Below are 26,723 nucleotides of genomic sequence, written 5' to 3'. Positions count from 1 at the left end.
TCGATATGTCAAAATTTGAATTGAAACTACCACGAATGGGAGAGAGTGTTGCAGAAGCAACATTAACGTCATGGTTGAAAGAGGTAGGTGATACGATTGAGATGGACGAGCCCATTTTTGAAATTGCAACAGATAAGGTTGACAGTGAAGTGCCTAGCGAGGTAGATGGCGTTTTAATTGAAAAATGTTTTAATGTTGATGATGTTGTAGAAGTTGGGCAAACCGTAGCTATAATTCAGGTTGGTGATGATGTTGATGTTACTGAACCTGAGCAAACGGTAAAACATGTTGAAGAAGAGGAAGAACCTGTATTGCAAGAAATGGTCTCTGCTGCTGAATCTGCAGTTATGCATGCCAGAGCACAAACATCGGTAGCGCAATTGAACGGAACTTCAGATCGCTTTTATTCTCCATTAGTAAAGAATATAGCGAGACAAGAAGGTATTTCTTTTGATGAATTGGAGACGATTACAGGAACCGGAAAGGACGGAAGGGTTACAAAAGATGATATTTTAAACTATGTAAAAAAAGGAGGTAGTACCTCGGTAGAAAAAACCACGGCACCAGAAACTGCGGCTGTTCAAGAACGTGTAGCTGTATCGCAAAAAGTGGCTACACCAGAAAAGGTAGCTGCCCCTGTAAAAGAAGAAGCACCGGCACCTTCTGTTTCCGCAAAGGCTGCACCTGCTGCTGCAAAAGAAGCGCCAGTTCAAGAAAAACCTAAAACACAAATTTCTCGTGGAGATGAAGTAATACCAATGACGAGAATGGGCAAGCTAATTGCCAAGCATATGACAGATAGTGTTTCAACATCTGCACATGTACAGAGTTTTATTGAGGTAGACGTAACAAATATAGTTACTTGGAGAAATAAAATAAAAGACGTTTTCTTTAAAAGGGAAGGTGAGAAATTTACGTACACGCCAATTTTTATGGAAGCTGTTGCCAAGGCTTTGAAGAAATATCCTATGATGAATATTTCGGTAGACGGTGATAGCGTAATTAAAAAGAAAAATATTAATATAGGTATGGCAGCTGCCTTACCAGATGGTAATTTAATTGTTCCGGTGATAAAAAACGCAGATCAATTGAACCTTACCGGGTTGGCTAAGGTCGTAAATGATTTAGCTGATCGCTCTAGAAATAATGCTTTAAAGCCCGATGAGGTTCAAGGTGGTACATATACGGTTACTAACGTAGGTACATTTGGTAGTGTTTTTGGAACTCCAATAATCAATCAGCCTCAAGTAGGTATTTTAGCATTGGGCGCAATTAGAAAAATACCGTCGGTAATAGAAACGGCAGAAGGAGATGTAATAGCCGTTCGTAGTAAAATGTATTTGTCCCACAGTTATGACCACAGGGTGGTTAACGGTGCGCTAGGTAGTATGTTCGCTAAAGCGGTAGCTGATTATCTAGAGAATTGGGATGTGAATAGAGAAGTATAAGTATCTAAATTTTAAAATTAATAGCGCCCCGTTATACTCTTATAGCGGGGTGTTTTGTTATTTATAAGGTTGATTTATAGAGAGTTATGACTTTAAATAAAAATTTATCAATGCTAACTTTATGTGCCTAAAAAACGAAAAGGTATATTTGTTAAAAGTAGAACTCGTATGGAATTAAAGCTTACCAGACCCATTTGTTTCTTTGACTTGGAGACAACAGGTGTAAATGTGGCAAAAGATCGTATTGTTGAAATTGCAATATTAAAAGTATACCCTAATGGAAATAAGGAGAGTAAAACATGGCTGGTTAATCCGGAAATGACAATACCCGAAGAGGTTATTGCCGTTCATGGTATTACAAATGAAAAAGTGGCTAATGAGCCAACATTTAAAGAGCTATCCAAAGAAATATATAAAATGATCAAGGATAGCGACCTTGGTGGTTTTAATTCAGATAGGTTTGATATTCCTTTGCTTGCAGAAGAGTTATTGCGGGCAGGTATTGATTTTGATATGAAAAACACGGTATCCGTTGATGTGCAGACCATTTTTCATAAAATGGAAAAACGTACCCTAGAAGCTGCTTATAAGTTCTATTGTGATAAAGACCTTACAGATGCACATAGTGCGGCAGCAGATACCAATGCTACATATGAAGTATTGCTCTCGCAATTGGACAGGTATCCCGATTTAGAGAATAATATTAAAAAATTATCGGAGTTTTCAAGAAGAAAGCAATCGGTAGATTTCGCAGGTTTTATTGCGTTAGATGAAAATGGGGAAGAAATATTTGCATTTGGTAAGCATAAGGGCAAAAAAGTACATGACGTATTAGAAAATGAACCGGGCTATTTTGGTTGGATGTTGAATGCAGATTTTCCGTTATATACCAAAAAAATACTCACACAAATCAAGTTAAGTAAATTGAATAACAAGCTGAGTTGATATGCGTACCCTTGTCGTAATTTTTTTATGTGTCTTTTGTGCTGGTCATGCTCAAGAGGTGTTGGTTGAAGGGCATGTATTGGACGAAAAATCAAAAACCCCAGTACCTTATGCTAATGTTAGTTTTTTAAAAACCCTAAAGGGAACATCTAGTGATGAAGAGGGGTTTTTTTATATTGATGTTCCAGAATCTTATTTAGAACGGCAAGTACATATTTCTGCACTAGGTTTTAAAGACACTATTGTACCAGCTAAGATTATTTCTCAAAAGAAAAAAATACATCTTAAAGAAGAAACTTTTGAACTAGAGGAAGTAGTTGTGTCACAAAGCTTAGGAGACTCACAGGTATTGAACCCGGTAAGTTCTTATAGTATAAAAAGTGGATTTTCATCGGCTGAGACACCTTGGGTGTTGGCATTGTATTTTCCTAATCTGGGTGCGGCCAAAAAATTTATAGAGAAAATAACCATACATGTTCAGCAGAATAGTAAATTTAAAAGAGCATCGTCCAAGTTTAGGCTACGTGTATATGATGTGGATAAGGAAACACGAAAACCAACCCACGATCTAATTCGCAAAAGTATTATTTTAGAGAGTTCTGCAACAGAGGATTTTGTTTCAATTGATCTCTCTAGTATGAATATTAAAATGCCAGATGAAGGAGTTTATATTGGTTTAGAGTGGTTGTTTTTACCATATAATTGGTATACAAATACCTACAAACATGCTATTACGAATAAAAAAGTGATTGAAGATAGGTTTGCGCCTACATTTGCTGCAGTATATCAAAAGAACCAAAATTTTAAAACAATGGTTTATGGTATGGGGGGATGGAGTGATTTTGCGATTAAAGCGCCAGGTAACAATGAGAATTTAATACCGGCGGTAAGTTTAAAATTGTCTAAGAAAAGATAAATTGATATGAAGATTATATGCATAGGCAGAAATTATACTGCACATATTAATGAACTTGAAAATGAAAAACCAGAAGAACCGGTTGTTTTTATAAAACCAGATTCATCGGTATTGCCAAAACAACAGGATTTTTATATTCCAGAATTTTCAAATGATGTGCATTATGAAGTTGAGGTTTTGGTGAAAATAAAGAAAGTAGGGAAGCATATCGGTAAAGAGTTTGCTCCAACATACTACGATGAAGTTGGGTTGGGTATTGATTTTACGGCAAGAGATTTACAATCTAAACTAAAGGAAAAAGGTTTGCCTTGGGAAAAAGCTAAAGGTTTTGATGGCGCTGCCGTTATAGGGGAGTGGTTACCAAAAAAGGATTTTAAAGATATTAATGACTTGAATTTTAAGTTGGTAAAAAATAATGAGATAGTTCAAGAAGGTAATACTAGTTTAATGCTTTGGAAGATTGATGAAATTATTGCCTATGTTTCAACATTCTTTATGTTGAAAAAAGGCGATATTATTTTTACAGGAACTCCTGCCGGTGTTGGCAAAATAAGTCCAAATGACTATCTTTCGGGGAGTTTGGAAGATAAAGAACTTTTTACCTTAAAAATTAAATAATGATTTATAACCTTGATAAGATTAATGAGATGGCAGAAGGAGATCAGGATTTTATAAATTCTGTTATTTCTGTTTTTTTGGAAGAAGTGCCCGAGGATTTAGAAGCCTTAGAAAATGCATTGCAAGCCAAAGACCACGATCAAGTATACAAACTTGCCCATAAAATTAAACCTAATGTAGATTTATTGGGTATGGAGCAAACACGAGCTATAGCTTTAGAAATTGAGACATTAGGTAAGCAAGAGGCAAATATGACAGAGATAGAAACAAAGTTTCCTTTGCTAAAGACCGACATCAATCAAGTTGTGGCAGAATTAAAAAATGACTTCCATTTATAATGCTTGCAGAAATTATTACTATTGGCGATGAGATTCTCATTGGTCAAGTTATTGATACCAATTCGGCATTTATAGGAAAAGAGCTTAATAAAATTGGTATTTCGGTATATCAAATAACATCGATACAAGATGAGCGTATTCATATGTTGAACGCTTTTAAAGAAGCATCTGAGCGTGTGGATGTTGTAATAATCACCGGTGGGCTTGGTCCAACAAAAGATGATATCACCAAACATACATTATGTGAGTTTTTCAATGATGAACTTATTGAGAACAAACAAGTTTTGGCGCATGTTGAAGAGCTTTTCGCAAAATATATAAGTAATACACCAATTTCCGATATTAATAGAATGCAAGCTTTGGTGCCTAGTAAGGCCGAGGTTTTGCATAATGCCAACGGTACCGCACCAGGTATGTTGATGAGAAAAGGAGAGGTAACATTTGTGTCGTTGCCGGGAGTACCTTTTGAGATGAAGCATTTATTGAAATCATCGGTAATACCCAAGTTGGTAAACTATTACAAGCGACCACATATAATGCATAGAACAATTGTAACCTATGGTATGGGTGAAAGTGCTATTGCAAAACGAATAGAAGCATGGGAAAATGCATTGCCTTCTAATATAAAGTTGGCATATTTACCCAGTTTAGGTAAAGTTAGGCTTCGTTTATCTGGTAAATCGGTCGACCATGACGAGTTGGTCACCGCAATGAATCTACAGAGTGAAAAGCTGTTTCCGTTGATTGAGGATATTGTATATGGTTTAGAAGATGATCAAAGTCTAGAAGAAATAGTAGCTAAATTGTTGATCGATAAAAATTTGACGCTTTCTACGGCTGAAAGTTTTACAGGTGGTATGATCGCAGAGAAACTAACTTCGTTACCTGGGGCATCTGGCTATTTTAAGGGGAGTGTGGTCAGTTATGCTACAGAAGCCAAAATAAATGTATTAAAAGTTCCGACAGAATTGGTCGATAAACATTCAGTAGTAAGTGCAGAAGTTGCGACCGCAATGGCAAAAGGAGCCAAAAAACTAATGAAAACCGATTTCGCAATTGCTACTACTGGTAATGCCGGACCAACAAAAGGAGACTCAAATGCAGAGGTGGGAACGGTATTTATTGCAGTGGAAGGACCAACATCACAATTTGTACAAGAATTTCAAATGGGAAGCACTAGAGAACGCGTTGTGGAAAAGTCTGTAAATAAGGCATTTGAGCTGCTTCAAAAAGAAATTTTAAAAATGTGAACTTTATTGTTGTTGGAACGATAAAAAAGATATAAATTTGCACCCTGTTTAAAAGAAAAAGTCAGCACGATGTCAAAAGTTTGTGAAATTACGGGAAAGAAGGCGATGTTTGGAAACAATGTTTCGTTTTCAATTAATAAGACAAGAAGAAGATTTGATGTAAATCTTTCTAAGAAGCGTTTTTACATTCCAGAAGAAGACCGTTGGATAACACTTAAAGTTTCTACAAGAGCTTTAAAGAGTATCAATAAGAAAGGTATATCTGCTGTTTTAAAAGAAGCAAAAGCAAAAGGATTCGTAATTAAGTAATCTGGAAAATAGAGCGTTAAGATGGCAAAGAAAGGCAATAGAATACAAGTTATATTAGAGTGTACTGAGCACAAAGAATCTGGTCAACCAGGTACTTCAAGATACATCACTACTAAGAACAAGAAGAATACTCCTGAGAGATTGGAAATTAAAAAATTCAATCCTATTCTTAAGAGAATGACCGTTCATAAAGAAATTAAATAGATTTTCATTTTAAGAGAATCACAAAAAAATATAAGTCATGGCTAAGAAGACCGTAGCAAGTTTACAGACAAGTTCTAAAAGATTGACAAAAGCTATAAAAATGGTTAAGTCACCAAAATCAGGTGCTTACGTTTTTGTTGAGCAAGTAATGCCACCAGAATTGGTAGATGCTTGGATAGCTAAGAAATAAGAATTATAACTTTTAGTAGTTATTGAGCCCCTTTCCTACGAAAGGGGCTTTTTAATTTTTATATTTGAACAACTATTTGATGAACAATGAGCTTATTTAAAAAAATATTTTCTTCCCAGAAAAAAGAAACCTTGGATAAAGGTTTGGAAAAAACCAAAACCAGCTTTTTTTCTAAATTAGGTAAAGCGGTAGCCGGTAAGTCAAAAGTAGATGATGATGTTTTGGATAATCTTGAAGAAGTACTGGTGTCTTCAGATGTAGGTGTAGATACTACTTTAAAGATTATAGAAAGAATAGAAGCTAGGGTAGCACGTGATAAATATGTTGGTACAGATGAATTAAATGCAATTCTAAGAGCTGAAATTGCAGGGCTTTTATCTGAAACCAATGATGGTGATGTTTCCGATATTCAAATACCAAAAGATAAAAAGCCGTATGTAATTATGGTTGTAGGGGTAAACGGTGTAGGTAAGACTACTACTATTGGTAAGTTGGCACATCGTTTCAAAAATCAAGGATTAAAAGTTGTTCTTGGTGCAGCAGATACTTTTAGAGCTGCAGCAATTGATCAATTGCAGGTTTGGGCAGACCGCGTAGATGTTCCTATTGTAAAACAACAAATGGGCAGTGATCCAGCTTCTGTCGCCTTTGATACCCTTAGTTCTGCCGTAACTCAAGATGCAGACGTTGTAATTATAGATACTGCTGGGCGTTTGCATAACAAGGTGAATCTAATGAACGAATTGACCAAGGTTAAACGTGTCATGCAAAAAGTAGTGGAAGAAACTCCGCATGAGGTATTATTGGTTTTAGATGGTTCTACTGGTCAAAATGCCTTTGAACAAGCTAAACAGTTTACTAAAGCCACTGAGGTAACAGCTTTGGCGATTACCAAATTAGATGGTACGGCAAAAGGTGGTGTGGTAATCGGTATTTCCGATCAATTTAAAATTCCGGTAAAGTATATAGGTGTAGGTGAAGGTATTGAAGATTTACAGGCGTTTAATAAACACGAGTTTGTAGATTCATTTTTTAAAATCTAAAGTTGAGATATTTATACTGCATACTTTCTTTTTTTATATGTAGTTTGAGTTGGGGGCAAATGCTGCACCCAAAAGCTAGTCCTTTTTCTAAGTTAGAGCAAGATGAAGGGCTTTCAAAAATAACGGTTGAGTATTCAAGACCATCTGCAAAAGGTCGTACATTGTTCGGTAATCAACCCAATGGAGAACCTGGCTTAGTGCCTTATGGTCGTATTTGGCGCGTTGGTGCAAACGAATCTACCAAAATTACATTTAGTAACGATGTATTGGTTGGTGGGTATCCCTTAGCAAAAGGTACTTATGCGCTTTATGCGTTTCCAGAAGAGAAGTTATGGGAAATTGTATTTCATAAAAACACCTCGCATTGGGGAGATGGTAGGGATAATTATAATGCAGACGAAGATGCACTTAGAATTACTGTTGAACCTTCAACTATATCTGGTTTTCAAGAAAGTTTTTTGATATCGTTCGATGATATAGACCATAACGGAACATATATGAAATGGAACTGGGGTACTACTCAAATTTCTATTCCCATTCATTTTGATACCAAAGCAATTATGGCCGTTCAAATAGCTGAAAAACTTTCAACTTCCCCTACGGCACAAACATATTATGAGATTGCTAGATATTATCAAGAACAGAATATAAACCGTGCAGAGGCATTAACGTTCGTTGATAAAGCTATTGAATTAGGTGGAGATACATATTACTTTCATAGAGTTCGTTCTTTAATTTTAGCGGATTTAAAAAATTATGAAGAAGCAATACGTGCGGCTAAAATTTCTATGAAGTTAGCGGAGAAGGAGGGTAAAGACGAATTTGTACGTCTAAACAAAAATAATATTGATCGTTGGATAACAACCATGACAAATAAAAACTAGGGTTATGAAAAAGCTTCTTTTGTTATTGGCACTTGTAATGTTGGGTGCTTGTAAGACCGATCAAGATGTAAAAAAGAAAGATGAAGTTATTCTTTGGACTCCCTATAACGACTCTTTGGAAGTAGCAGGTAATGCTGACCATAGTAATAGTCGTATGCGGTACAAATTGATTCAATCTAAAGTACTTGATAAAAATGAAGTTTTTAGACCGTTATATGATGAAGTTTCTAAAATGAACGAATCTGAATATCAGAAATTGCTACCAATGATTTTGGAGCAAGATATCTTTGTTATTAGAAATCATATCAAAGAAGGTAGGTTAACTTATGAGAATCTGGTATTGTTTTATTTATATCGTATTTATAAGTATGAACTCAATAATTCTACCACCTTAAATACCGTAATTGCCCTAAATAAAGAGGTGTTGAAGCAAGCACGTTTATTGGATGAGCAAAATGAAATGGGTGTAGCTACGCAAATGCAACATCCAATTTATGGAATGCCAATATTATTGAAAGATAATATAAATGCTATGGGCATGAAAACAACAGCTGGGTCAATTGCTCTAAAGGATAATAAAACTGAAGATTCATTTATAGTACAGCAGCTAAAAAAGAATGGAGCCTTAATATTGGGCAAAGTGAATTTAAGCGAATGGGCATATTTTTTATGTTCAGGATGCCCGGTAGGTTATAGTGCGTATGGTGGACAGACACTTAATCCATATGGTCGAAGAATCTTTGAGACAGGTGGTTCCAGTTCTGGCAGTGGTACGGCGGTTGCGGCTAATTATGCGGTTGCGGCAGTTGGTACGGAAACATCAGGGTCTATTTTATCACCTAGCAGCCAGAATTCGGTTGTGGGCTTAAAGCCTACCATAGGGCTGTTGAGTAGATCGGGGATTGTACCGATATCGAGTACTTTAGATACACCAGGACCTATGACTAAAAATATAAAGGACAATGCAATACTACTGTCGGCTATGTTGGGTTATGATGAATTTGATAATGCTTCATTAAAAGAAAACTACCCCGGTATTTTATCCGCTGGTTTACATCCAGAACCTTTTAATGAAATAAGATTAGGAGCCATTAAGGAGCTTATTGAGTCCGATAGTATTTATAGAAATACCATAAAAAGCTTTCAAGAACAAGGTGCTACCATAATAGAAATAGTGCCACCAGAGGTTCGTATGGAAGGATTCTTGAGTATTCTAAATAATGATATGCGCAACGATTTACCGGTGTATCTGAAGCAAAATACAGATACTAATTTTATAAAGATTACATCAATTGAGGATGCAGTGGCATTTAACAATGCAGATTCATTAATCAGAATTCCGTACGGTCAAGCCTTGTTCAATGGAATACTTTCAGATACTACCACTGCAGCAGAGCTGAATGAAATTAAGTCAAAGCTAGAAAAAAATGGCCGTGCTTTCTTTGATACAGCAATGGACAAGTATAAACTAGATGCTGTATTGTCCATAAATAATTATCATGCAGGTTATGCCGCGTTCGCCAAATATCCGGCACTTACCATACCTATGGGTTATAAATTATCTGGAGAGCCAATTAGTCTTACTTTTATAGGAAAGCAATTCTCAGAAGCCAAATTATTGAGAATAGGTAAGGGATATGAGGAAAAATTTCCGAATAGGGTTATGCCCGAAGACTATGCAAACTAAAGTAATCTTGTAGAATGAAAAGAAGAGGTTTTATAAAAAGAACTTTTCGTTGGGGTGCAGGTTTCGGTTTATTGGTCGGTTTATATAGTTGGCAAATAGAACCTTTTTGGTTGAGGTTTGTTCAGATTAAAATGCCTTTGAAAAATTTGCCAGATGCTCTAGTAGGTAAAACATTAATGCAGATCAGTGATGTTCATATAGGTAATGCTTTCGACTATCAATATATTATAGAATCGTTTCAAGAAGCACAAAAGTTGAATCCAGATTTTGTAGTGTATACTGGTGACTATGTAACTTATGAAAATGATGAGCAGATCGTTCAGTTAAAAGAGGTGCTGCAATATGTGGTTAAGGGTACTCTGGGTACTGTAGGTATTCTTGGAAATCATGATTACGGTATTGACTTTGTTGAAGAGCCCGTGGCTAAGATAATTACCGAATGTTTGGAAGATGTTGGGGTTACCATGCTAAGAAACGATGCAGTAGAAATACACGGACTTAATTTTTTAGGGATGGATGATTTTTGGGGAAGTAATTTTTATCCCTTGAAAGCTACTGAACGGTATAAGCCAGAGATGGCAAACATTACCTTATGTCACAATCCGGATGTTTGCGATCTTCCCGTATGGAACAATTTTGAAGGGTGGATACTGTCTGGACATACACATGGCGGACAAGTTAAGCCTCCTTTTTTACCTGCCCCGTTATTACCCGTAAAAAATAAAAATTACGATGCAGGTATTAAGAAATTGGATGAGGGAAGAACACTTTATATTAATAGTGCTTTGGGGTGCCTACGTCAGGTACGTTTAAATGTAAGACCGGAAATTACATTGTTTGAGCTAACGAAAGAGGTGTAATTAACTTTTACTAGTCAATGGATTGAATTATAGTATCAACAGGTAATCTAGATTTTCCAATTAAACTAGGTTGATTGCTATCTTCATTGTCTCGGTACCCAATGGCGACAGAAAATAGAACTTTGTGGTCTTTAATTTTTAGAATGTCCTTATACTTTTCAGGTTCAATACCTTCCATAGGTGTAGAATCTATTTCCATAGATGCACAGGCGGCTAAAAAGAATCCCAGCGTTATGTATACTTGGTGTGTTAGCCAAGTAATGGTTTTTTCTTTAGGTTGCTCTTTAATGAATTGTCGGTAAAAATTAACTGAACCTTGGGGTAAATTACCTTCTACATGACGTTCAAATTCTTCTAGATTTTCTTGAACACTAAATACTACAAGATGACTGGCATCTTTAATTTTAGGAGCATTGAAAAAAGAGGCATCTGCCAATGCATCTTTCGTTTCTTTATTTGAAACAAATGTAAACAGCCAAGGTTGACTGTTTATAGAAGAAGGACTTAATTTTAAAATTTGTTTTAAATCCTCAATTTGCTTTTGCGAAATTCGCTTTGTAGCATCAAACTTTTTAGTTGTATACCTATTCTCTGCGATGCTTCTAAAATCCATCCTGTAATTTTATACAAAAATAAGCATAGTAATTGCTAAGTCTAAAGAAGAAACTAATTTGTAAGTGAAAAAGTATGGTTATTCTATAATAATGTTAATTAACTCCCATAATTCGTTATCAAAACTTGAAGGTCCTAAAAGTTCTTCATTACTGGCTCCGCCCATTCGAACAACAACCAAATCTAGACTGGGCACCATGTATAGTTTTTGGTCGTTTAATCCAAGTCCGGCATAAAGGTCATCCGGGGCATTTGGTATAAGGCTACCCGTGTATTCTGTTTCAGAACTTGGTAGTCTATAAGTGTTCTTTCCGTTTAACCAATAGAGGTATCCGTATGCGGGGTTAAGGTTTTGAGAGGTATTGGTCATGGCGTTAAAATAACTTTGGTCAGAAAGAATCGATGTTCCGTCCCAATTACCTTCGTTCAAATTAAGAATGCCAAAGCGTGCCATACTTCTTGCAGTACTAAAAAATACATTATTGTAACCAACTTTTATGAACAAGCCTTGCATACCAATTGGTTCTTTGATTTTTTCAGAAAAGTAAGCGTTAAAATCTGTTTCGGTAGCATTTGCAATTACATCATCTAATAATGTATATGGTCCGTTATGATAGTACCAAAATGTACTAGGGTCATTTAGGTATGTTAGACACTCTGGATCAGTGCAAAAAATATCATCAACCGTATAATCCAAACCAGTTGTCATCGTCAACTGATTTTCAATAGTAATATTCAATTCTTGTTCAATGGGCATAGTAGACCATCCTTCACCTAAATAAGAAGAAGTAGGGTCGGTAATATTTAAATAATTTTCCTCTTGAGCAATACCCGTTAACATAGATGTCAAATTCTTGCCTGCAGAATTCCATGCATGATTGTCATCTGACTTAAAATCACCAAAATATTTTTCAATTACAATTCTGCCATCTTTTAAAATGATAAAGGCATCGGTGTTATTAATTTCCAAAAAGAAGTACAAATTGCTAACTTCATCTTCGTTCCAACCTAAGCTTTCCATAGTTATTGTTTCCCATTCGTCAGTTCTTGAAATAGGAGGGAAATAAGTTTCGGTGGGTATCGGTGATACTGCCGGCGGTGTTTCACTTTTGTCAGCTTCTGATGAAGGTTCAGAATCGCTCGAACATGAAACTAAAATTGTAGAAAGTATTATTAGGCTGAAATATTGGGAGAATTTCATGGTTAATTTAAGATTTGGGTATTGATAAACCGTAATCCATTAAAGATTACAAGTAAATTTGTCCATATCTAACGTTTTTAAATACCCAAATCGTATTTTTGCACCCCAATTTATATTATGAGGACAAAATCCCTTAAGAAGAACAAAATCAACGTAGTAACACTAGGTTGTTCAAAGAATGTTTATGATTCTGAAGTACTCATGGGCCAGTTGAAGGCAAATGACAAAGAAGTTGTGCATGAAGAAGAAGGAAACATCGTAGTAATTAATACTTGTGGCTTTATTGCAAATGCAAAAGAAGAGAGTGTTAATACCATTTTAGAATATGTTCAAAAGAAAGAAGTAGGAGCGGTAGATAAGGTTTTTGTTACCGGTTGTTTAAGTGAGCGTTATAAGCCAGATCTGCAAAAGGAGATTCCTAATGTAGACGAATATTTTGGTACAAGTGAATTGCCCGGACTTTTAAAAGCTTTGGGAGCAGATTATAAGCATGAGTTGATAGGGGAGCGATTGACCACTACACCAAAAAATTATGCTTACTTAAAAATTGCCGAAGGTTGTGATAGACCATGTTCATTCTGTGCAATTCCTTTAATGAGAGGTAAGCATAAGAGTACTCCGATTGAAGAATTGGTTACCGAGGCAGAAAAACTTGCCGGTAAAGGGGTTAAAGAATTAATTTTAATTGCCCAAGATCTTACATATTATGGTTTAGATCTTTATAAGAAAAGAAATCTTGCCGAGCTTTTAGAAGCTTTGGTAAAAGTGGAGGGTATTGAATGGATTCGTTTACATTATGCATTTCCAACAGGTTTCCCAATGGATGTGTTGGATGTAATGAACAGGGAGCCAAAGGTTTGCAACTATTTAGATATTCCGTTACAACATATATCCGACAGTATACTAAAAAGTATGCGACGTGGTACTACAGAAGCTAAAACGACCAAACTAATAAAAGAGTTTAGGGCCGCTGTACCAGAAATGACGATAAGAACAACATTGATTGTTGGGTACCCTGGTGAAACTGAAGAAGATTTCGAAATTCTTAAGAACTGGGTAATAGCCATGCGTTTTGAGCGTTTGGGATGTTTTACATACAGTCATGAAGAAAATACACATGCCTATACCTTGGTCGACGATGTACCTGAAGAGGTGAAACAAGAGCGTGCAAACATTATCATGGAAATTCAGTCCCAAATTTCTTGGGAATTAAACCAACATAAAGTAGGAGAAACGTTTAGGTGTATAATTGATCGTAAAGAGGGCAATTACTTTATTGGAAGAACTGAATTTGATTCGCCCGATGTTGATAATGAGGTTTTAATAGATGCTACAAAGCATTATGTAAAGCAAGGGGAGTTTGTAAATGTAAAGATTACAGAAGCCGCAGATTTTGATTTATACGGTGAACCGGTATAACTTTTTATTAAAGTTCTTTTTTCATCATACCGATAGTAAAGTATCCTAATGTTGCAATAACAATGGCGATAATGACCCACAACCACCATTTGTTTTCAAATAGAGGACTGGTATTTTCGATTTGGGGTTGAGGTATTTCAACAACATTTCCAAAATCTAACTTAGTGATATGTTTAGGTAATGAAATTGTGGTTTTTGAGATATCGTAATCGGGGAAATTGGCATTTGGTTTATCGTATACTAGAAAATATCTAGCCGGTTCTGTAAAACGTGTAGTCAACGTGTGTATATAGCCCTTCAGTTTTACATCGGAAATTTTTAGGGGTTGATTGTCATTATTTAAGATGATCACACGTAGCTTCTGGGCAAGTGTGCCAGGTAATTGAAAGCTAGCTTCTTCCCTTGAAGAAAGGGTCTTTGTTGCTAAAGGTTTGTAATTATAAAAGTAACCTTTATCGGTCTTTACACTGTCTGCCATATACTGAATGGAGATAGGTCTGTAATAATCAATTTTATCATTTAAGGTTAATTCTAACAAGTTTATAGGTACTCGATTTTCTAAATCTATATCTATAATGGTCTTTTTGTCTTCTTTGGATATACTAAAATCACGTACACCATAATCTCTATAGGTTGCGGCCTTATTTGCTTTTTTTAAAATGTTTACTGATGTGAGATTCGGTTTTTCGGTGCTTTTAATCAATAGCCTGTAATATTTATAATTGGCATCAGGGAATTTTAATGTGGTAAACGAATAGTCGGTTTGGTCATTATTAATGGACAGAATACGATAATCTTCTAAAATGGTAAACCACTGTTTTAAGTGTTGACTTCCTTCTAATGTAACCATCCAATTAAAGTTTGGATCCTCAATGTTTAAGAAAATCTCATCGATAGTTTCTTTATTAGGTAATTCATAAGTATAGAAATAACCTTTAGCATTATTTACGCTGTTAAATAGGTTAAATAAAATTTTAGAATTTGCATTTTTGGCCTTTGACACTTTATGAAGATATGGTGCTTCAATGGTATCGGTAGCGGTAATTCCATACACACGAATATCACTCATGTTTCTATTTAAATCTTTAAATACAATGTTCGGTATTTCAATATTGTGCCATAGACTATCTATACCTTTCAATTCTATTTTTTTTGAATAAGTATCCATCTGTCCAAAACAGAAAGAGGTTATCATAATGACAAGTATGTATAAGCTATTCTTTGGTTTCATCTGAAATAATGTTTTTGTATTTGTTATACAGGAATGAGATAATCAATAATAATATTCCAAGAGAAACGAATACGATTGTTTTAGAGATAGTGTTTAATGAAGAAATATCATAGAAGAACAACTTAATGAGGGTAAGTGAGAAAAGAATAATAGCACCAATACGTAAGTATTTCTTTTTTTTCCAAATACCCAATGCGATAAGTAGCAAAGCATATACGCCCCAAAGAATACTGAGTCCTAATTTGTAAGACTGATTTGATCCTGCAATATCCATCCAATTGAGCAATTCGCTACTAGTCACCCAAATGATAGAAATATGTAATAAAATTTCAAAGGGAATTTTGTAATTGATTTTTAGCTGTTGATTCTGTGCTATTTTGTAAATAGTGAATAGTAAGAATGAAAAAACGGCAAACGAAATATAGCGAATGTATATGTTATAAGCTCCTACGTTATAATATTCCGCTAGCTCTTGTGAGATATAATTTTCTCGTAATTCACTTAATGTATAAAGTCCATTCGTTAAAAAAATAAATGTGGCTAATAGTGCTGCGGTTATCGTAACAATACCTAAAGTCTTATTTTTTATTTTAAAACTGTTGATAAGACCTAAGGAGCCTATAAATATCATTGTATATAATATGAGCCAAATAGATTCAAAATCCTTAATGTTATAATTGTATTCTGGATAATTACCAGCCGAGCTATCAATATCAACTTTTGATGCTTGGTAGGCATTGCTCCAGTACTGTGCTATTTCAAGATATATAGAAAAGTATAAAGTGCTTAAGAACAAAACAGGAATACCGATTGACATTATTTTTTGTACTATAGATTTTTGGTCCAGACCAAATTTTACCTGAATCCAATTCATAAAGCCAAATGCCGAGGCACATAGTATTGAAGTTAAAAAAGTGGTGTTTGCAATAACGCTCCATTCATTCGACGACATACGCCAAGAGTAACTTTCTCCCCAATCCATCGTTAGACTAAAAAATGCCAACCCGCCCATGATATACGAAAGGTATTCGTAAAAGCCTACCTTTTTTGTACGACCTATCCAAAAAAGAAGAGCTGCTTCAAAAGCCCAGATCAGGGTTACCCAATTACCGTCTAATTGTACGGGTACGGCTATGGTAATAAAAGTAAGCACAAAACCAGCGGTTAAGAAGAACAGTTTTCGGTCTGCCAATTTTCTTTTAAAAATAATGACGGTAATTGCAAAATGAATCAATGCATTAAATACCGTAAAAAGACCTAAGTAATTTTCTCCACCTTCATACTCGTATAGCCAGGCGATTCCAAAACCATAAAAAATAAAGGAGTTCAGCATAATCAAAACAATATCCCCAACTTGAAATTTGTCGGTTTTAATCAGTTTGAACGCCAAGAATGTTGCGTAAAATATTGTAAAAAAGAGTGCTAAAAAGGTAATTCCTATATTCAGTTCTAGAGGGCTAAACGAGTAACTATTTTCAAAATACCAAAAGCTATAAATAAGCCAAGTGAATGCGAAAGAAACATAGTACAGCGATTTCCAATATTTCTTGAAGGATATCACTAATATTCCAATATTGATCAATGCGATATAACCGAACAAGATGGTAACATTTCCAGAATTGTTACTTAATAAAAATGGCACCGCGTAAGCTCCAACTAAACCTATATGGGCAATTACCGATTTATTATAATTGAGTGCTGCTACGACCCCAAAAACAGTACATAAGAGCATAATTCCAAACGCCACCAACTGCGGAAAAAGTGCATAGAGGTCATAAGCTGCAAATGTTATAAAATATAATATCGCCAAAGCCCCACTAACGAGAACGGCACTATAGCTTTCATATTTGGCTTTTAGTTTAAATCCGAATCCTAACAAACCTAAACCTACCAAATACCCTAGTATAATTCTGGTAAGCGGACTAATTAAATTATTTTCAATGGAATATTTAGCACCTATAACAACTCCTATTACCGTAATTAAAATTCCAATTTTATTGATAAGGTTTTCACCAATAAATTTCTCTAGATTTGATTTACCCCTTGGCTTGATTATGTTCTTTTCAATAGTGGTTTTTGCTTCCTCTTTAGCTGTTGTAGGTTCAGCAATTGAAGAAATTGGAGTTTTTGTGGTATCCGTTGTTGGGGCATTTACAGGTTCTTTTTTTGAACTTTCTTTATGTTCTGTACTTGGCTCGGTAAGAGGTTCATTGAATTTTATTGACTGGGTGTTTCTAAGAATTTGAATATCCCTACGTAATTCATTTACCTCAATATTGAAATCCTGCTGCTTTTTCAACAAGATATCCAGTTTTTGCACTAATGCATTTATTTGGTCTTGGTCGTTAGCCATATGCGTTGGTTTTTGCCTTAAATATTAAGGTCTTCTATTTAAACGTAAAAGAAGCGAATTTGTTGGCAACTGTACGGGAGTGCAATTAAATGAATATCCCTAAAACAAATTTAATCGTTTTAGGGATATTTAAATGTGATGGTTTTGCTATGCGTTACTTTTCAAAATATAAATAAATATACATGGCGGCACCAAAATTAGAGGCATCGGTAGAGGTTAATCTCCAACCATCTTTGGCATATGCATCTAACTTTTCTTGAATTTCTTTGTTAGATGATTTTGCGATATGATACTTATCGAATGTAAGTTTAGAATAGTAAATAAGAGTTTCAACTTTATATTGCTTCATAATATCTTCTATTTAACCATGAATAAAGCGTTTGCAAAAAATAGTTTTCCATTTTCCCAGAAACCTCTAAATAAAGGGTTGTCTACCATGTAAATAACCTGACCACGACCCATTTGCTCAGTACCATAAATTAGGGTTTCAGCAATTTTTTTCTTTGCTTCGCTACCTGCGAATCCAGATACCGGTTCGTTATTGCCTTTGCTTAAATACACTGCGCTACCATTTTCTAAGTAATTGTAAGAACGTGCTCCTAGTTTTAATGTGAAATAGGTGTCGTCGTAACCATAAGCTAACGGATTTGTATTATCGACAGTTGCTTTAAAAATAGCACCGGTTATAGCAGATTTAATTTGTTCTCTTTCAGAAACTTCAAAAGACTCGATCGTAGTAGAAGAATCTTTTTCCATTTCTTTTTCAGAAAGTTTAAAATCTTCGTCTTTAGCTGTAATACCATCAATGGCGCCACCCATGGCAATTAACTTTCCGCCTCGCTTTACCCAGTCTTTTATTTTCTCTTTAGTATAAGAATTTAAAAAGCTGTTGTAACCACGGCCATCTGGTAATATTAAAATATCATATTTAGAAAGGTCTACACGCCCAAAATAACCCTCATCAAGCACGGAAATGGGATAATCTAATTGTTGTTCAAAAAAGTTCCATATTTCACCAAAACGTAAGGTTGAGGTTGGTTCTCCAGAAAGTACGGCAATTTTTAAATTTTGAATAACATCTACATAACCAGAGCCAAAATCCTTTCCGCTTTCTACAAACCCTGTATTGGTTGAAATTACATTTTTAGAATTATTGATCGATGCGTTTTTAAGAATGTCATTGAAATCTTTTAAATGCTTATTATCACTTTTGGTTATGATAAGTGTTCCACGTTCATGAGAAATACCGTCTAAGGTAAAAGGCTTATGGGCGTAACGTACCCGTACATTGTTTCTTAATAGCTCTGCCAAGAACTTGGCATCTTTTATACTGTTCCAGTCAGCTAAATAGGCATAGCTATTTGCTACGGCACTCTTTAATTCAGGTTGGGTTATTGAATTTGAAGTTTTACTAACGCTACTTTCGGAGGCTATAGCATCTAAACCGTATGCATAAGGTAAAGACCATGCGGTGATATCGTAAGTAACCGAATCGCTTAATTTCGCTGAAGGCTCAAATAGAACTTTGACCAATGTACTTTTTGGCTGGTTGGTAGAAATTACCAAACTTTTTTCGGTACTTTTTATTGTTCCAGTTTTACCTGTGTTATAGTTGTACCCTTTAACCATTGCGTTCGTACCTGCTTGGAATTCAATTTCATGCTTGCTCAATAAATCTGCCAAGGCTTCAATTTTATCAGGATTACCATTTAGTACATAGCTATTATACTTGTAGTCTTTGTTCAAATAGAATTTCTTGAATTCGTCGTTAAGTTTAGCAACATTATTAGCGGCCACTTCAACAGTAGATAAACCTGTAGTGTGGTGATGTGCAATTCTATCTTTTAGTGTTAGGGTATCGCCAATGCTGGTAATTATGCCTAAACCGGCACGACCACTACCACCTTGTTCGTAAGTCATACCTATTCCTCCATTATAGGTTGGGTACGTGTCACCATAACTTGGGTATAAAAGATCAAATACTTCTTTTGTAAAATAGAACCATCCGTTTTCATCAAAATATTTAGCATGATTCTTTCCAATGGTTTCTTGAAATTCTCTTTGAAAATCGGTGATTACCTCATGAAAAGGTTCCGCAGCCGGAGCAAAGAAATATGGATTATCAACTCCTTGCTCATGAAAATCTACATGTACGTGAGGCAGCCATTTATTAAATTGCTTTAAGCGTTGCTGACTTTCTACTTGTGTTAACCACGCCCAATCTCTGTTTAAGTCGAACATATAATGGTTGCTACGACCGCTCCACCAATTTTCATGATGTTCTTTGCTTTGAGGGTCAACTTGGTTGGGAGCGTTTTTAAATTGGTTGTACCAGTTTACATAACGATCTCGCCCATCTGGGTTGATACATGGGTCTATTAAAACCACAATGTCTTCTAAATATACACTTTTACTAGTGAACAGGTCGTAAATTGTTTGCATTGAAGCTTCGGTACTTACGCTTTCATTACCATGTACGTTATAGCTAAGCCAAACAATAGCTTTATTTGGAGACCCTTCGCCGTTTAAACCTTTCATATGCTCTTCCCTTATTTGCTCTAGGTTTTGCATGTTTTCCTCTGTAGAAATGGTTGCCAAAATCAATGGTCTACGTTCGTTGGTCTTACCGTATTCAATAAGCTTCATTCGGTTTGGTTCGGCTTCTGCCAAATATTGATAGTAATCTACGACCTCATGGTGTCTAGTAAATTGTGTGCCTAATTCATAGCCTAAAAACTCTGAAGGCGATTTTAATTGCGCCAAGCCCAAAATCGGAATAAGGAGCAAAGCAATGCGTAAAGTTAGTTTCATATAGGTTTGTTTGTATTCTGAGTCAGCCAAATCTATTAAATTAAATGCAATTTGCATCTGATCTCATCTGTAATTCGCCGAGTAAATAGGTATTTAGCGGTATCGGTAATTAACTTATATTTAGGAAATGTAAAACGAAAGGGTTTTATATTTACCAAGATTTTACTTTTTATATGGATATTGACTGTTTGCCCATAGCAAAAACGGGCTATTTTTCGAAACTGATTTGCGATTATATTGCCGCTGATAACGATCTTAAACCATTGTATAATCGATTTCCCGATGTAGAAGGTTTTAAAGGTCAAATAGAGGAAAAGGGTAAACATTTTACTCAAGCACAAAGAGATGTGCTGTTCAATGCTTTGACCGTTCAGTATCAGAAAACAGATACCTCTAAAAAAACTACGGCAAACATTGAGCTATTAAAAGAGCAAAATACCTTTACCATAGTTACGGGCCATCAATTGAACCTATTTACTGGTCCGTTATATTTTCTGTACAAGATTATCTCCACGATCAATTTGACCGAACAATTAAAGAAAGAATATCCAGAAAATAACTTTGTGCCTATTTATTGGATGGCAACCGAAGACCATGATTTTGACGAGATTAATTATTTTAATTTCAAGGGATTAAAATTTCAATGGAATAAGGATGCTTCAGGTGCTGTAGGGCATTTACCTACGGAAGGATTAGATGAGGTTTTTAACTTGTTTTCAAAAACAATAGGGGATAGTAAAAACGCAAATGTTTTAAAGCGACTTTTTGAAAATGCCTATTTAAAACATGATAACCTTACCGATGCTACCCGTTACTTGGCTAATGAGATCTTTAAAGATTATGGGTTGGTCATTGTTGATGGAGATGATGTTAACTTGAAAAAGTTGTTAGTACCGTACATGAAGAAAGACATTTTTGAACAAACAGCGTTCAAAAAAGTGTCGGAAACTATTCAAAAAATAGAGCAAATATCTTCTGATTATCCGGTACAGGTTAACCCTAGAGAAATAAATTACTTCTATTTAAAAGATGGTATTCGCGAGCGTATAATAGAGAGTAAGGGTGCCTACGTGGTAAATGATACTTCTATTTTTTTTACGAAAGATGAGTTGATCGATGAGATGGATAATTTTCCGGAAAGATTTTCTCCGAATGTCATTGCTAGACCTTTATACCAAGAGGTTATTTTACCAAATCTTTGCTATATAGGCGGTGGTGGTGAAATTGCATATTGGCTAGAATTGAAGTCGGCTTTTGAAGCTATGGATGTTCCTTTTCCAATATTATTGGTAAGAAATTCTGCTGTGATCATCACGGAAAAACAAGCCGACAAATTAGAGCGAATGAATATATCTAAGACTGATATGTTTTTAAAGCAGAACAGCTTGATCAATAAAAAAATTAGAGAGATTTCTAATATCGATATAGATTTTTCTCCGCAGAAAAAATTACTGGAAGAGCAGTTTAAAGAGATGTATATGCTTGCTGAAAAAACAGACAAATCTTTTTTAGGTGCCGTTAAGGCTCAGGAAGTAAAACAGAAAAAAGGTTTGGATGCCTTGGAGAAAAGATTGTTACAGGCACAAAAAAGAAAGCTGAAAGACCATGTAGTTCGTATGACCGAGCTTCAAAATGAAATTTTCCCCAACCAATCGTTACAAGAACGTCAGTTGAATTTTTCCGAGTTTTATTTAGCATACGGGGAAGATTTGATTCCCATGCTTTTTGAAGCTTTACAACCTTTAGAATTAAATTTTACCGTTATTACCCAAAAGTAGATTATGGGCAAGACCGTATCTCTAAATAAGATTACCGTACTTGCCATTGTATCTTTCGTATCAATTACCCTAATAACTTTTTTTAAAAGTGCTTTAGAACTTGAGGATGCAGAACAGGCGTATTATTCACAGTGGTTACGTTGGGGCTATGACGATCAACCGCCCTTATATACGTGGTTGCAGTACATTTTAAATATTATTTTTGGTACGGCTAAGCAATCTTTTTCGCTGTTAAGGGGGGTGTTGTTCGCTAGTACTTTGCTCTTGTTATATCGGTTTTCAAAAGAAAGGATTAAAGATATTGATAAAGCTAATCTATCGGTGTTAATATTGGTTTTGGTGCCCGTATATATCGATTTTACATTCCGTAGATTATCGCATACCAGTTTATTGTGTTTGTGTATTGTTGCTTCATATTATTGTATACAACTCTTATTACAACGTAAGTCGATATGTAACTATTTGCTATTTGGTGTAGTTGTAAGTATTGGCATCATGTCTAAATACAACTATGCATTTTTTTTGGTGACATTTGCTCTGGTTTCCTTATGGGATAAAGAATTGCGAAATGTGGTGTTAAATATGAAAATGCTGATTTCGTTCTTACCAACCATAGTGATTGTTAGCCCACATTTGTATTGGTTGTTAGGACCAGACGGATTTCAATCTTTTTTAGAATCGAGTATTCAAGAAAAAATTGGGGCAGAGACAGAAAGCAAAGAGTTTTCTTTACTGCCGATAGCTATTTATTTGAAAGGGATTTTTGCATTGTCTTTTCCTATTGTTGCTTTGCTCATATTAGGTGTGCTTTTGAAGAAAATAACCTTCAATAAAAATAAATTGCATTGGTTCTCTAAAATGTTCTTCATGCAATTATTGGTGTTGGGTATATTTTTTCTTGTATTTCAAAGTCAGAAAGTTGAAACAAGGTGGTTGCTTCCATTGTTTATTCCGTTTGTTGTTTTGCTTTTCGAAACAGTGAGTTTTAAGAGTAACCGAAAGATGGTTAACGTTGGGTATATCGTTTTTTTAGCCGTTATTCTATTGCAAACATTGAGAACACCGGCAGAGAAATTATTGAATATACAATCATCTGTACATTTCGGATTTGAGCCAATAGCAAATAAGCTGGTTAGGGATTATGAGGAGTATCAATGGGTATTGCCAAATGTGACTTATGCAGGTAATGTGCGACTGTTACATCCGGATAGAACGATATTTTCGGCGGACGATTATTCCTTGAAAGATTCAGAATCGATTTCTAAAAAGCGCATTGAAGTAACCATTCATCCATCCGAAGAAAACAATAGAACTCCTGTTGATAGTCTTGTTAATTTTGGTAAGCATATGGAAAACCTATATTTCTATACAGATTAAGGAACCAGAAATTCCCCATTCCAAGAATTGTCTATTTTTTCGAATAAAGCTCTAATATGGTTGGGACGTTTTAGTTTTAAATATTCAATTTTTGTGGGTACTACATCTATTATACAGAAATAATTCTCCTTCTCAATATAAGTTATATGATCGGGATTTTTAATTGGGCTACCGGGGCTTGAGTTGGTGATGTAGTCTTTTTTGCTATTGGGTTGAATAGTTTGCCATGTTGAAATCAATCTATCTTTATCGGTAACAACTATTGCTGATCCTTCTATTTTTAATTGTAACATTTTTTCAGGATGATATAAAAGAAAGCTCACCTGATCGTTAGTGTTAATATGGTTTATTTTCTGGGTGCGGCTATCGGTATAAATAGATAAGCGTAAATCTTCACTCACTTCACGAAGAACTACGGTGCGTAATCTTGCTACGGTTTCATCGCCTACGGTTGCCATGGTAATGAACCTAAAAGGGTGACCGTGTTCTGTAACTCCCTTTTTAATTTCACTGTTTAACTCGTCAAAAAATGAATTGATCATACCGATAATATATTTAAATGTAAAAATAAATGAAAAAGTGGGTAGGGTAATTGTTTTGTTGGTTGTTATAAAAGTAATAGCTGTGAAAAAGAAATTGATTATGGTCAATTTTTAGCTTTTGGTTTAATTTGGTTTAATTTGGTTTTTGATTTATTTAAAAGCTCGGGGTGGTTTCCGAGCTTTTTTAGTTTGTATGTGTAAGGCTTTGAGAAAAAGAGCGACAAAGTATTTGAATACAAATTGCTATGAAAAAGATTTTTTGATGTATTCGGTTTGATAATTGATTGATGAAAAAGCCCGGGTGATTCCCGGGCTTTTATATTGTATATTGTTATTTATCAGATCGGTATATGTAATTGATCAAAGTAGTACTGTTACTTTACTTTGTATTCTAAGCGCATGGTAATTGAGGCGGTCTTGTTTTTAGAAGAGGTGTTATAGGCGCCTCCCCAGCTATAATCTTCACCAGAATTTTGACCGGTTATTTGAAAAACACCCATGTTGGCAGAAACTAAATCCCCTAAATTACTACCTGCATTTTCAGCAATTTTTTCGGCACGTATTCTTGCATCTTCGGTCGCTTTTGAAATCATTTCTATTTTAAGGTCTGCTAATTTTGTGTAATAATATCTTGGGGGAGAGGAGTTAAATTGCACCCCTTTATTCAGTAGTTCGGTAATTTCTCTAGAAACACCTTCAATTAAAGCAACATCTTCAGATTCTATTTTTAAGGTTTGTATCAATTGGTAACCTTTAAAAATACTGCCCACGTAATTGCCATTTTCATATTGGTTGTCTCGCATTTCTGAAGTCTGAACGCTATTGAAAATAATACTATTGGGGTCAATACCCTTAGATGTTAAATATTCGCGAACAATCTCCTTATCTTGGTTTAATTGATCAAAGGCGGTTTTTAAATTGGTACTATTTGTAGAAAATTGACCTTCCCAGACAATGAGGTCCGAGGTAAAATTTTCATTTCCCAATCCCGTTACAGAGATCATTTGAGGCGGGTTTGCCCTTTGTATATAAGCGTTACCTAAAAAATATGCAGCGATAACTATTGCAGCTCCAAAAATAATTGCACTAATGTGTTTCATGAAAAATATTTAAATCGAGTCTAAATATATTAAAAGATACTTTTCAAGAACGGTCAATTTGCTATTTTTGCCCATGCAAAATAAAGTCCTTATACTAGATTTTGGTTCACAGTACACCCAATTGATTGGAAGACGCGTACGTGAGCTGAATATTTTCTCCGAGATTAAACCTTATAATAAATTACCAAAAGACCTTTCTGAGTATAAAGCGGTGATCCTTTCTGGCTCTCCTTTATCGGTAAGGGGTGAAGATGCCGTACATCCGGATCTTTCTGAAATTAGAGGTAAAAAACCTTTATTGGGTGTTTGTTATGGCGCGCAATATTTGGCACACTTTAATGGTGGTAGTGTAGAAAAATCGAATACTAGAGAATATGGTCGTGCAAACCTTAGTTTTGTAAAGGATAGCGAACCATTTTTCGATAAAGTAGAAGCGGGTAGCCAAGTATGGATGAGCCATGCGGATACCATTAAACATTTACCAGAGGATACTGTTCTTTTGGCGAGTACGCACGATGTTGAAAATGCCGCTTTTAAGTTTGAGGGCGAAGAAACCTATGCTATACAATTTCACCCAGAAGTATATCATTCTACAGATGGAAAACAGGTATTGGAAAACTTTTTGGTGAATATTGCCGGAATGGAACAAACTTGGACTCCCGACGCATTTGTTGATAAAACGGTTGCGGAATTAAAAGAAAAGATTGGCGATGAAAAAGTGATCTTAGGTTTATCGGGCGGTGTAGATTCTTCTGTTGCTGCCGTTTTGTTGCATAAAGCTATCGGTAAAAACCTGCACTGTATATTCGTAAACAACGGACTTTTGAGAAAGAACGAGTTTTCCGATGTATTAAGGCAGTATGAGGGTATGGGGTTAAATGTAAAAGGAGTGGATGCTTCGGCACGCTTTTTGGATGATTTAGCCGGAGAGAGCGATCCAGAAACTAAAAGAAAAACTATAGGTAGAGTATTTATCGAAGTTTTTGATGATGAATCTCATTTGGTAGAAAATGCAAAATGGTTGGCACAGGGCACCATTTATCCCGATGTTATAGAATCAGTATCAGCAACCGGTGGCCCGTCGCAGACTATTAAGAGTCATCATAATGTTGGTGGTTTACCAGATTTTATGAAATTGAAAGTGGTTGAGCCTTTAAAAATGTTATTTAAAGATGAGGTAAGAAGAGTTGGTGCTAGCTTGGGTATAGATAAGGCATTATTAGGAAGACATCCATTTCCAGGTCCTGGTTTGGCAATACGTATTCTAGGTGATATTACACCAGAAAAAGTGGCTATTTTGCAAGAAGTGGATGCTATTTTTATCGATGGATTAAAGAAATGGGGCTTATACGATAAAGTATGGCAAGCAGGAGCCATGTTGTTGCCTGTTAATAGTGTAGGTGTAATGGGAGATGAACGTACCTACGAAAAATGTGTGGCACTTAGAGCAGTGGAAAGTACTGATGGTATGACTGCCGACTGGGTTAATTTACCATATGAGTTTTTACAAAAAACATCAAATGATATCATTAATAAAGTCCCTGGCGTAAATCGTGTCGTATATGATATAAGTTCTAAGCCGCCAGCAACAATAGAATGGGAATAAT

25 protein-coding genes are annotated in these 26,723 nt (G+C 35.3%); 17 read left to right on the top strand and 8 right to left on the bottom strand.

All coding sequences use genetic code 11. From position 1 onward, the window contains the following. Positions 1 to 5: 5 nt before the first annotated feature. The 13 genes from EXIGUO8A_RS02085 to EXIGUO8A_RS02025 all read left to right on the top strand — a co-directional run bounded on the left by EXIGUO8A_RS02085 (position 6) and on the right by EXIGUO8A_RS02025 (position 10,692). Entirely contained in the window at positions 6 to 1,448 is a 1,443-nt protein-coding gene (locus tag EXIGUO8A_RS02085) for a dihydrolipoamide acetyltransferase family protein (protein ID WP_159301758.1), read from the top strand. A 168-nt stretch (positions 1,449 to 1,616) separates the two neighbouring features. Continuing rightward, positions 1,617 to 2,393 (top strand): 3'-5' exonuclease, encoded by a 777-nt coding sequence (locus EXIGUO8A_RS02080; protein ID WP_116769886.1) that lies wholly within the window; start codon positions 1,617 to 1,619, stop codon positions 2,391 to 2,393. A gap of 1 nt (position 2,394) precedes the next feature. Beyond that, complete coding sequence (locus EXIGUO8A_RS02075; protein WP_159301757.1) at positions 2,395 to 3,309, top strand: carboxypeptidase-like regulatory domain-containing protein; 915 nt, start codon at positions 2,395 to 2,397, stop codon at positions 3,307 to 3,309. Between the two features lie 6 nt (positions 3,310 to 3,315). Then, the gene (locus EXIGUO8A_RS02070) at positions 3,316 to 3,927 is read left to right on the top strand and encodes a fumarylacetoacetate hydrolase family protein (RefSeq protein ID WP_159301756.1); all 612 of its coding nucleotides are present in this window, start codon (positions 3,316 to 3,318) and stop codon (positions 3,925 to 3,927) included. Further along, positions 3,927 to 4,265 (top strand): Hpt domain-containing protein, encoded by a 339-nt coding sequence (locus EXIGUO8A_RS02065; protein WP_116769883.1) that lies wholly within the window; start codon positions 3,927 to 3,929, stop codon positions 4,263 to 4,265. Before EXIGUO8A_RS02070 ends, EXIGUO8A_RS02065 begins: the two co-directional genes overlap by 1 nt. Continuing rightward, a complete protein-coding gene (locus EXIGUO8A_RS02060) occupies positions 4,265 to 5,515 on the top strand; it encodes a competence/damage-inducible protein A (protein WP_159301755.1) in 1,251 nt (416 codons plus the stop codon). The genes EXIGUO8A_RS02065 and EXIGUO8A_RS02060 overlap by 1 nt, the downstream gene beginning before the upstream one ends. Before the next feature lie 69 nt (positions 5,516 to 5,584). After that, complete coding sequence (rpmB, locus tag EXIGUO8A_RS02055) at positions 5,585 to 5,824, top strand: 50S ribosomal protein L28 (protein WP_036155860.1); 240 nt, start codon at positions 5,585 to 5,587, stop codon at positions 5,822 to 5,824. A gap of 21 nt (positions 5,825 to 5,845) precedes the next feature. After that, entirely contained in the window at positions 5,846 to 6,028 is a 183-nt protein-coding gene (gene rpmG / locus EXIGUO8A_RS02050; RefSeq protein WP_058105695.1) for a 50S ribosomal protein L33, read from the top strand. Between the two features lie 37 nt (positions 6,029 to 6,065). Next, the gene (locus EXIGUO8A_RS02045; RefSeq protein WP_071340023.1) at positions 6,066 to 6,218 is read left to right on the top strand and encodes a DUF4295 domain-containing protein; all 153 of its coding nucleotides are present in this window, start codon (positions 6,066 to 6,068) and stop codon (positions 6,216 to 6,218) included. 86 nt (positions 6,219 to 6,304) lie between these two features. Next, on the top strand, positions 6,305 to 7,261 hold the full coding sequence (gene ftsY / locus EXIGUO8A_RS02040; protein WP_116769881.1) for a signal recognition particle-docking protein FtsY: 957 nt from the start codon (positions 6,305 to 6,307) through the stop codon (positions 7,259 to 7,261). A gap of 2 nt (positions 7,262 to 7,263) precedes the next feature. Continuing rightward, on the top strand, positions 7,264 to 8,145 hold the full coding sequence (locus tag EXIGUO8A_RS02035; RefSeq protein WP_236564414.1) for a DUF2911 domain-containing protein: 882 nt from the start codon (positions 7,264 to 7,266) through the stop codon (positions 8,143 to 8,145). A gap of 4 nt (positions 8,146 to 8,149) precedes the next feature. Beyond that, complete coding sequence (locus EXIGUO8A_RS02030) at positions 8,150 to 9,832, top strand: amidase family protein (RefSeq protein WP_159301754.1); 1,683 nt, start codon at positions 8,150 to 8,152, stop codon at positions 9,830 to 9,832. Positions 9,833 to 9,846: 14 nt separating this feature from the next. Next, the gene (locus EXIGUO8A_RS02025; protein ID WP_159301753.1) at positions 9,847 to 10,692 is read left to right on the top strand and encodes a metallophosphoesterase; all 846 of its coding nucleotides are present in this window, start codon (positions 9,847 to 9,849) and stop codon (positions 10,690 to 10,692) included. A gap of 10 nt (positions 10,693 to 10,702) precedes the next feature. On the opposite strand, the gene EXIGUO8A_RS02020 is transcribed toward EXIGUO8A_RS02025, so the two are convergent. Together EXIGUO8A_RS02020 and EXIGUO8A_RS02015 are read right to left on the bottom strand one after the other, a co-directional pair. Continuing rightward, positions 10,703 to 11,305 carry an NAD(P)H-dependent oxidoreductase gene (locus EXIGUO8A_RS02020; RefSeq protein WP_159301752.1) on the bottom strand — a complete coding sequence of 201 codons (603 nt, stop codon included), beginning with the start codon at positions 11,303 to 11,305 and terminating at the stop codon, positions 10,703 to 10,705. Positions 11,306 to 11,383: 78 nt separating this feature from the next. Further along, on the bottom strand, positions 11,384 to 12,505 hold the full coding sequence (locus EXIGUO8A_RS02015; protein WP_159301751.1) for a serine hydrolase domain-containing protein: 1,122 nt from the start codon (positions 12,503 to 12,505) through the stop codon (positions 11,384 to 11,386). A 117-nt stretch (positions 12,506 to 12,622) separates the two neighbouring features. On the opposite strand from EXIGUO8A_RS02015, the gene rimO reads away from it, so the two are divergent. Continuing rightward, on the top strand, positions 12,623 to 13,924 hold the full coding sequence (gene rimO / locus EXIGUO8A_RS02010) for a 30S ribosomal protein S12 methylthiotransferase RimO (protein WP_159301750.1): 1,302 nt from the start codon (positions 12,623 to 12,625) through the stop codon (positions 13,922 to 13,924). Positions 13,925 to 13,931: 7 nt separating this feature from the next. Here rimO and EXIGUO8A_RS02005 read toward each other — a convergent pair whose 3' ends face one another. The 4 genes from EXIGUO8A_RS02005 to EXIGUO8A_RS01990 all read right to left on the bottom strand — a co-directional run bounded on the left by EXIGUO8A_RS02005 (position 13,932) and on the right by EXIGUO8A_RS01990 (position 20,319). Then, positions 13,932 to 15,155 carry a DUF3999 family protein gene (locus EXIGUO8A_RS02005; RefSeq protein ID WP_159301749.1) on the bottom strand — a complete coding sequence of 408 codons (1,224 nt, stop codon included), beginning with the start codon at positions 15,153 to 15,155 and terminating at the stop codon, positions 13,932 to 13,934. Continuing rightward, the gene (locus EXIGUO8A_RS02000) at positions 15,139 to 17,508 is read right to left on the bottom strand and encodes a DUF2339 domain-containing protein (RefSeq protein ID WP_159301748.1); all 2,370 of its coding nucleotides are present in this window, start codon (positions 17,506 to 17,508) and stop codon (positions 15,139 to 15,141) included. The genes EXIGUO8A_RS02005 and EXIGUO8A_RS02000 overlap by 17 nt, the downstream gene beginning before the upstream one ends. A 154-nt stretch (positions 17,509 to 17,662) precedes the next feature. Continuing rightward, a complete protein-coding gene (locus tag EXIGUO8A_RS01995) occupies positions 17,663 to 17,857 on the bottom strand; it encodes a DUF4177 domain-containing protein (protein WP_159301747.1) in 195 nt (64 codons plus the stop codon). Between the two features lie 8 nt (positions 17,858 to 17,865). Continuing rightward, the gene (locus EXIGUO8A_RS01990; protein ID WP_159301746.1) at positions 17,866 to 20,319 is read right to left on the bottom strand and encodes a M14 family metallopeptidase; all 2,454 of its coding nucleotides are present in this window, start codon (positions 20,317 to 20,319) and stop codon (positions 17,866 to 17,868) included. A gap of 173 nt (positions 20,320 to 20,492) precedes the next feature. On the opposite strand from EXIGUO8A_RS01990, the gene bshC reads away from it, so the two are divergent. Beyond that, the gene (gene bshC, locus EXIGUO8A_RS01985; protein ID WP_159301745.1) at positions 20,493 to 22,097 is read left to right on the top strand and encodes a bacillithiol biosynthesis cysteine-adding enzyme BshC; all 1,605 of its coding nucleotides are present in this window, start codon (positions 20,493 to 20,495) and stop codon (positions 22,095 to 22,097) included. Positions 22,098 to 22,100: 3 nt separating this feature from the next. Further along, positions 22,101 to 23,474: an ArnT family glycosyltransferase gene (locus tag EXIGUO8A_RS01980; protein WP_159301744.1), complete on the top strand. Its 1,374-nt coding sequence runs from the start codon at positions 22,101 to 22,103 to the stop codon at positions 23,472 to 23,474. On the opposite strand, the gene EXIGUO8A_RS01975 is transcribed toward EXIGUO8A_RS01980, so the two are convergent. Both EXIGUO8A_RS01975 and EXIGUO8A_RS01970 read right to left on the bottom strand, forming a co-directional pair. Then, positions 23,471 to 24,016: a pyridoxamine 5'-phosphate oxidase family protein gene (locus EXIGUO8A_RS01975; protein WP_159301743.1), complete on the bottom strand. Its 546-nt coding sequence runs from the start codon at positions 24,014 to 24,016 to the stop codon at positions 23,471 to 23,473. The two genes, EXIGUO8A_RS01980 and EXIGUO8A_RS01975, sit on opposite strands and share 4 nt — an antisense overlap. Positions 24,017 to 24,390: 374 nt before the next feature. Then, entirely contained in the window at positions 24,391 to 25,116 is a 726-nt protein-coding gene (locus EXIGUO8A_RS01970) for an SIMPL domain-containing protein (RefSeq protein ID WP_116769868.1), read from the bottom strand. Positions 25,117 to 25,189: 73 nt separating this feature from the next. On the opposite strand from EXIGUO8A_RS01970, the gene guaA reads away from it, so the two are divergent. Then, complete coding sequence (gene guaA / locus EXIGUO8A_RS01965; protein ID WP_159301742.1) at positions 25,190 to 26,722, top strand: glutamine-hydrolyzing GMP synthase; 1,533 nt, start codon at positions 25,190 to 25,192, stop codon at positions 26,720 to 26,722. Position 26,723: the final 1 nt, after the last annotated feature.

It is taken from the genome of Maribacter litoralis (assembly GCF_902506355.1).
GTDB lineage: Bacteria > Bacteroidota > Bacteroidia > Flavobacteriales > Flavobacteriaceae > Maribacter > Maribacter litoralis.
Note: the sequence above shows the minus strand (reverse complement) of the source record. Positions and strands in the feature narration are given on the sequence as shown.

What these genes read in the sequence shown, in the direction of transcription:
- EXIGUO8A_RS02085 (WP_159301758.1), top strand. Translation starts at nt 6, where the DNA reads ATGTCAAAATTTGAATTGAAACTACCACGAATGGGAGAGAGTGTTGCA.
- EXIGUO8A_RS02080 (WP_116769886.1), top strand. Translation starts at nt 1,617, where the DNA reads ATGGAATTAAAGCTTACCAGACCCATTTGTTTCTTTGACTTGGAGACA.
- EXIGUO8A_RS02075 (WP_159301757.1), top strand. Translation starts at nt 2,395, where the DNA reads ATGCGTACCCTTGTCGTAATTTTTTTATGTGTCTTTTGTGCTGGTCAT.
- EXIGUO8A_RS02070 (WP_159301756.1), top strand. Translation starts at nt 3,316, where the DNA reads ATGAAGATTATATGCATAGGCAGAAATTATACTGCACATATTAATGAA.
- EXIGUO8A_RS02065 (WP_116769883.1), top strand. Translation starts at nt 3,927, where the DNA reads ATGATTTATAACCTTGATAAGATTAATGAGATGGCAGAAGGAGATCAG.
- EXIGUO8A_RS02060 (WP_159301755.1), top strand. Translation starts at nt 4,265, where the DNA reads ATGCTTGCAGAAATTATTACTATTGGCGATGAGATTCTCATTGGTCAA.
- rpmB (WP_036155860.1), top strand. Translation starts at nt 5,585, where the DNA reads ATGTCAAAAGTTTGTGAAATTACGGGAAAGAAGGCGATGTTTGGAAAC.
- rpmG (WP_058105695.1), top strand. Translation starts at nt 5,846, where the DNA reads ATGGCAAAGAAAGGCAATAGAATACAAGTTATATTAGAGTGTACTGAG.
- EXIGUO8A_RS02045 (WP_071340023.1), top strand. Translation starts at nt 6,066, where the DNA reads ATGGCTAAGAAGACCGTAGCAAGTTTACAGACAAGTTCTAAAAGATTG.
- ftsY (WP_116769881.1), top strand. Translation starts at nt 6,305, where the DNA reads ATGAGCTTATTTAAAAAAATATTTTCTTCCCAGAAAAAAGAAACCTTG.
- EXIGUO8A_RS02030 (WP_159301754.1), top strand. Translation starts at nt 8,150, where the DNA reads ATGAAAAAGCTTCTTTTGTTATTGGCACTTGTAATGTTGGGTGCTTGT.
- EXIGUO8A_RS02025 (WP_159301753.1), top strand. Translation starts at nt 9,847, where the DNA reads ATGAAAAGAAGAGGTTTTATAAAAAGAACTTTTCGTTGGGGTGCAGGT.
- EXIGUO8A_RS02020 (WP_159301752.1), bottom strand. Translation starts at nt 11,305, where the DNA reads ATGGATTTTAGAAGCATCGCAGAGAATAGGTATACAACTAAAAAGTTT.
- EXIGUO8A_RS02015 (WP_159301751.1), bottom strand. Translation starts at nt 12,505, where the DNA reads ATGAAATTCTCCCAATATTTCAGCCTAATAATACTTTCTACAATTTTA.
- rimO (WP_159301750.1), top strand. Translation starts at nt 12,623, where the DNA reads ATGAGGACAAAATCCCTTAAGAAGAACAAAATCAACGTAGTAACACTA.
- EXIGUO8A_RS02005 (WP_159301749.1), bottom strand. Translation starts at nt 15,155, where the DNA reads ATGAAACCAAAGAATAGCTTATACATACTTGTCATTATGATAACCTCT.
- EXIGUO8A_RS02000 (WP_159301748.1), bottom strand. Translation starts at nt 17,508, where the DNA reads ATGGCTAACGACCAAGACCAAATAAATGCATTAGTGCAAAAACTGGAT.
- EXIGUO8A_RS01995 (WP_159301747.1), bottom strand. Translation starts at nt 17,857, where the DNA reads ATGAAGCAATATAAAGTTGAAACTCTTATTTACTATTCTAAACTTACA.
- EXIGUO8A_RS01990 (WP_159301746.1), bottom strand. Translation starts at nt 20,319, where the DNA reads ATGAAACTAACTTTACGCATTGCTTTGCTCCTTATTCCGATTTTGGGC.
- bshC (WP_159301745.1), top strand. Translation starts at nt 20,493, where the DNA reads ATGGATATTGACTGTTTGCCCATAGCAAAAACGGGCTATTTTTCGAAA.
- EXIGUO8A_RS01980 (WP_159301744.1), top strand. Translation starts at nt 22,101, where the DNA reads ATGGGCAAGACCGTATCTCTAAATAAGATTACCGTACTTGCCATTGTA.
- EXIGUO8A_RS01975 (WP_159301743.1), bottom strand. Translation starts at nt 24,016, where the DNA reads ATGATCAATTCATTTTTTGACGAGTTAAACAGTGAAATTAAAAAGGGA.
- EXIGUO8A_RS01970 (WP_116769868.1), bottom strand. Translation starts at nt 25,116, where the DNA reads ATGAAACACATTAGTGCAATTATTTTTGGAGCTGCAATAGTTATCGCT.
- guaA (WP_159301742.1), top strand. Translation starts at nt 25,190, where the DNA reads ATGCAAAATAAAGTCCTTATACTAGATTTTGGTTCACAGTACACCCAA.